Annotated in this window: 5 protein-coding genes; 1 reads left to right on the top strand and 4 read right to left on the bottom strand. The window is 69.5% G+C overall.

Going from position 1 to position 5,315, the window contains the following annotated elements:
• Nucleotides 1-838, top strand: an 838-nt coding sequence (locus tag B551_RS12965) for a pseudouridine synthase (protein WP_023264250.1), incomplete at its 5' end; no start/stop codon positions are given.
• Nucleotides 839-895: 57 nt separating this feature from the next.
• Here B551_RS12965 and def read toward each other — a convergent pair.
• From def to B551_RS12945, 4 genes are all read right to left on the bottom strand, one after another.
• Nucleotides 896-1,432, bottom strand: a complete 537-nt coding sequence (gene def, locus B551_RS12960; protein WP_006579164.1) for a peptide deformylase — start codon at nucleotides 1,430-1,432, stop codon at nucleotides 896-898.
• 187 nt (nucleotides 1,433-1,619) lie between these two features.
• Nucleotides 1,620-2,087, bottom strand: a complete 468-nt coding sequence (locus B551_RS12955; RefSeq protein WP_006579165.1) for a hypothetical protein — start codon at nucleotides 2,085-2,087, stop codon at nucleotides 1,620-1,622.
• A 141-nt stretch (nucleotides 2,088-2,228) separates the two neighbouring features.
• The gene (gene ligA, locus B551_RS12950) at nucleotides 2,229-4,412 is read right to left on the bottom strand and encodes an NAD-dependent DNA ligase LigA (RefSeq protein WP_083492591.1); all 2,184 of its coding nucleotides are present in this window, start codon (nucleotides 4,410-4,412) and stop codon (nucleotides 2,229-2,231) included.
• A gap of 77 nt (nucleotides 4,413-4,489) precedes the next feature.
• Nucleotides 4,490-5,315, bottom strand: an 826-nt coding sequence (locus B551_RS12945; protein ID WP_023264249.1) for a cell division protein ZipA C-terminal FtsZ-binding domain-containing protein, incomplete at its 5' end; no start/stop codon positions are given.

The raw sequence follows: 5,315 nt of genomic DNA, 5'->3' as shown, positions 1-5,315 counted from the left end.
TCCAACGCGCAGCCCGGCCCGCCCGCCGTCGAACGCGCATGCCGCCGGCTCGGCGCACGAGCCCGATGGCCTGGTGCGCCTGTCCAAGCGGATGTCAGAACTGGGCCTGTGCTCGCGCCGCGAGGCCGACGAATGGATCCCGCGCGGCTGGGTGCTGGTCGACGGCAAGCCCGTGACCGAGCTCGGCACGCGCATCCGCCCGGACGCGACGATCGAGATCCATCAGGCCGCCCGCTCGGAGCAAGGAGAGCGTGTCACGGTGCTGCTGCACAAGCCGGTCGGCTATGTGTCCGGCCAGGCCGAGGAAGGCTATCAGCCGGCGGCCACGCTGTTCACCGCCGAGAATCAGTGGGAAAGCGATCCGACCCGCAAGCGCTATGCGCCCTGGCAACACAAGGGCCTGGCCCCGGCCGGACGCCTGGACATCGATTCGACCGGCCTGCTGGTGCTGACACAGGACGGCCGCATCGCCCGCCAGCTGATCGGCGAGGACTCGAACATCGAGAAGGAATACCTGGTGCGGGTGGTCTGGGAGGATGCGCCCGATGGTCCGGTCGAGCGCAATGTCTCGGCCGTGTTCCCCGCCGAGCGGCTGGACAGGCTGCGCCACGGCCTGTCGCTCGACGGCGAGCCGCTGAAGCCCGCCAAGGTCAGCTGGCAGAACGAGGAACAGCTGCGTTTCGTGCTGCGCGAAGGCAAGAAGCGGCAGATCCGCCGGATGTGCGAGCAGGTCGGCCTGAAGGTGGTCGGACTGAAGCGCGTCCGCATGGGCCGCATCGTGCTGGGCGACCTGCCGGTCGGCCAGTGGCGCTTCCTCGGGCCGTTCGAGAAGTTCTGACGGCCAATACCGGGACCGGCGGGACCGGCGCCCACGCCGGCCCGGCGACGATCGCCGTCAATCGTCCGACTGCACCCCGTTCAGCTCGGGAAACAGCACTTCGGTAAAGCCGAACTTGCTGAAGTCCTTGACCCGCATCGGATACAGGATGCCGCGCAGGTGGTCGCATTCGTGCTGCACCACGCGCGCATGGAAGCCCTCGGCAACGCGCTCGATGCGCTGCCCCATCAGGTCGAAGCCGGTATAGCGCAGGCTGGTATGGCGCGGCACCATGCCGCGCAGGCCGGGCACCGACAGGCAACCCTCCCAGCCGTCCTCCATCTCGTCGGACAGCGGCGTCAGTTCCGGATTGATCAGCACCGTCTTGGGCACCTGCGGCGCATCGGGATAGCGCGGGTTGCGCTCGAAGCCGAAGATCACGACCTGCAGGTCCACGCCAATCTGCGGCGCGGCCAGCCCGGCGCCATTGGCGTGGTCCATCGTGTCGAACATGTCCTCGATCAGCGTGCGGAGTTCTGGGGTATTGAAGCGCTGGACCGGGCGGGCGGCCTGCAGCAGCCGGGGGTCGCCCATTTTCAGAATGTCGCGAATCATTGCTTGTCCTCTGCTCGGGCGGCCGGGGGTCGTCCCGGCTGCCGCATGCGGTGGTGCTCCACCGGAATCCGGTCGATTATAGCCAGCGCTGCTGCCGGCGGCCGATGGGACCGATGGGACCGATGGGACCGATGGGGCAGATCGCGGCGATTGGGCCGCACGGGCGCCCGCCCCCGGGGATCCGCGCTCACGCCGCAAAGATGCGGTCCACGTCGACGTCGATCGAGCGCAAACGCTCGCGCGGCACATGCGGCGCCAGATAGCGCAGCATCGTTTGCCCGCGCGACTCCAGCGCCGGACAGCCGAACGTCCACTGCTTGTCGCCGTCCCACATGTCGAGCAGCGGCGAAAACAGGTTCGCGACGATCTGCCGGATGCGATCGAGCCACGACGCCTGCGACGGCGCGGACGACACGCGGCACGCGAGACGTCCGGCGGGCCGCTCGACGCTGCCCCGGTGAGACTTGATGGTGTGCAGGATGCCGGTATCCGCGGCGGCGAAATACGCGAGCCGGAACGTCTGGCCGCGAAACACGAAGGCCTGCTCGTGCCGCTGCGACGGCTGCTGCCGGAAACGCTCGCGCAAGCCGTCGAGCTTGACGCGGACGGCCAGCCAATCGGCGCATGATGGGTGGCTTGCTGCGATCAAACCCATGGGTCTCTCCTGGTGGTGGGAAGAACCCGGCGAGGTTAGCCGCGCGGCAGAGGCCGGTTCTTCCGGAATCGGCCCTGCCCCTTTGCTTTGCTGACCGGCGCTCCGGCGTCTCACTGGACGGCGCCGGCGGCCGCTTCGGCCTCAGCGTCCCGCCACCCCGTGCTGCTGGAGCAGCGCCATCATGCCGGCCTCGTCCAGTACCGGCACGCCGAGCTCCTGCGCCTTGGCCAGCTTGCTGCCCGCCTCTTCGCCGGCCACCACGTAATCGGTCTTCTTCGACACCGAGCCCGCGACCTTGGCGCCGGCCGCTTCCAGCCTCTCCTTGGCCTCCTCGCGCGACAGCGTCGGCAGGGTGCCGGTCAGCACGAAGGTCTTGCCCGCCAGCGGCGCCGGCGCGCGCGCGGCCGGCTCGCTCTCGGGCCAGTGCACGCCGGCGGCGCGCAGCTGCTCGATGACCTCGACGTTGTGCGCCTCGGCAAAGAAATGCGCGATCGACTGCGCGACCACCGGACCGACGTCGTTGACCTCAAGCAGGGCGGCCTCGTCGGCCGCCATCAGCCCGTCGAGCTTGCCGAAATGCCGCGCCAGGTCCTTGGCGGTCGCCTCGCCGACATGGCGGATGCCCAGCGCGAAGATGAAGCGGTTCAGCGTGGTGGCGCGCGACGCGTCGATCGCGGCAACCAGATTGCCGGCCGACTTGTCGGCCATGCGGTCCAGCGCCGCCAGCTTGGCCACGCCAAGCTTGTACAGGTCGGCCGGCGTACGGACGATGCCCTGCTCGACCAGCTGGTCGACCACCTTTTCGCCGAGCCCTTCGATATCCATCGCGCGGCGCTGCGCGAAATGCAGCAGCGCCTGCTTGCGCTGCGCGGCACAGATCAGCCCGCCGGTGCAGCGCGCGATCGCCTCGTCCTCGAGCCGCTCGATATTGGAGCCGCACACCGGGCACGCGGCCGGCATCGTGAACGGCCGCGCGTCGGCCGGCCGGCGCTCGGGCACCACCGCGACCACTTCGGGAATCACGTCGCCGGCGCGGCGCACGATCACGGTGTCGCCGATGTGCACGTCCTTGCGGCGGATCTCGTCCTCGTTGTGCAGCGTGGCATTGGTCACCGTGACGCCGCCGACGAACACCGGCGAGAGCCGCGCCACCGGCGTGATGGCGCCGGTGCGGCCCACCTGGACCTCGATGTCCTCGACCACGGTGGTCATTTCCTGCGCCGGAAACTTGTGCGCGAGCGCAAAGCGCGGCGCGCGCGAAACGAAGCCCAGCCGCTCCTGCTCCTCGACCGCATTGACCTTGTAGACCACGCCGTCGATGTCGTACGGCAGGCTGTCGCGCTTGGCGCCGACGCCGCGATAGAAGCCGAGCAACCCCTGCGCGCCCTTGACCACGTCGCGCTCGGCGCAGACCGGCAGGCCCAGCGCGGCGAAGCGTTTCAGCAGCGCCTCATGGGTGGCCGGACGCGGCTCGCCATCCAGCTCGCCCAGGCCATAGGCGAAGAACGACAGCGGACGGCGCGCGGTGATGCGCGGATCGAGCTGGCGCAGGCTGCCGGCCGCGGCATTGCGCGGATTGACGAAGGTCTTTTCGCCGGCCTCGGCCTGGCGCGCATTGAGCTTGTCGAAATCGCGCCGGTACATGAAGACCTCGCCGCGCACCTCGATCACCGCCGGCGCGCCGGCCTTCAGTTTCAACGGAATCGCCTTGATCGTGCGCACATTGGCGGTCACGTCCTCGCCGGTCTCGCCATCGCCGCGCGTGGCGGCCTGTACCAGCCGGCCGTTCTCGTAGCGCAGCGACATCGCCAGCCCGTCGAACTTCAGCTCGCAGGCGTATTCGACCGCATCGGCGGCCGAGAACAGGTCGGCGGTGCCCTCGGCGGCCACCGTGCGGCCCAGGCCCTGCGCGCAGCGGCGATCGAAACCGATCACGTCGTCGTCGTCGAACGCATTGTTCAGCGACAGCATCGGCAGCCGATGCCGCACCGTCGCGAACGCCGTCAGCGGCTGGCCGCCGACGCGCTGGGTCGGCGATTCGGGGCTCAAGAGTTCGGGATGGGCGGCCTCGAGCTCCTGCAGCTCGCCGAACAGCGCGTCGTACTCGGCGTCCGGAATGGTCGGCGCGTCGAGCACGTAATACTGGTAGTTGTGGTGCTCGATCTGCTCGCGCAGCCAGTCGGCGCGCGCGGCGGGGGCGTCGGGCTTGTCGGCGGAATTGTCGGGACGCGCGGCTTCGGCTGCGTCGGCTGCGTCGGCTGCATTGGCCGCAGCGGTCCGCGGCGCGTCGGCCGGAGTGGGAGCGCCGTGTTTCTTTGCTGGCATGGGCGTGGGCGGTACGAAAAAGCGGGCGGGAAGGCTGACGGCGAAAGCGGACCGCAAGAACGGCGCAGATCCGCCCGTCAGCTGCTGAACAGGCGCAATGCCACCGGCGACCCGGCCGGCATGCCGCGCGCCTCGAGCTTGTCGTACAGCGCCTGCAGCTGCTGGAAGATCGCGACGAACGACGTCTCGGTCAGCGGCCGGTGATTGTCGTCGACCAGCCGCGCGCCCATCCGCTGCGCCAGGCTGTCACCGTATTCGCACATCGTCTTCAGTGGCTTGACCGCCTGCGAGGCCTGCGGCACGTCCAGCAGCAGCGTGATCTGGCTGCCCGCCTTGACCGTCAGGTCGTCGCGCAGGAAGTTGGTATCGCCGAACTGCAGCGTGAACAGCGCACGCTGGATGCCGTCGGGGCCGGCCTGGTAACGGGTGAAGCGGGTGCCGTCGCGCGACAGCACCAGGCCGTCCTGGGTGGCGACGTTCTGCACATAGGCGGCCGACCACGGCGCGCCATCGGACACCACATTGACGCCCAGCTGCACGTCGCAGGCGGCCGCGAAGCTGTCGAGCTCGCGCGCGTTGGCGACGGTCTCGCTCATGTCCGGCAGTTCGGCCGATGCGTCCAGCGATTCGGCCAGCGCCTCGACCGCGTTGACGAACTCGGAGAACTCCAGCGCGTTCAGCGGGCCGCCGCGATTGGCCAGCTGCACCGCGACCTGCAGGTCCTCGTACTGATGGCCGGCGGTCACCGGCTCCCAGGCGTTGGCCGGCTCGTACAGGCCCTCGATATGGACCTGCTTGGTGCCGGCGCGGCGCAGGCGGCCGGTCAGCGGCAGGATGCGGTCACCCGAGGCCTTGCGCTCCAGATGCAGCGGCACGATGCAGTCGATCAGCGGATCGATGACC

The sequence above is a fragment of the Cupriavidus sp. HPC(L) genome, from assembly GCF_000307735.3.
Lineage (GTDB): Bacteria > Pseudomonadota > Gammaproteobacteria > Burkholderiales > Burkholderiaceae > Cupriavidus.
Note: the sequence above shows the minus strand (reverse complement) of the source record. Positions and strands in the feature narration are given on the sequence as shown.

Coding starts and splice junctions, on each gene's coding strand:
- def (WP_006579164.1), bottom strand. CDS start 1,432: ATGATTCGCGACATTCTGAAAATGGGCGACCCCCGGCTGCTGCAGGCC.
- B551_RS12955 (WP_006579165.1), bottom strand. CDS start 2,087: ATGGGTTTGATCGCAGCAAGCCACCCATCATGCGCCGATTGGCTGGCC.
- ligA (WP_083492591.1), bottom strand. CDS start 4,412: ATGCCAGCAAAGAAACACGGCGCTCCCACTCCGGCCGACGCGCCGCGG.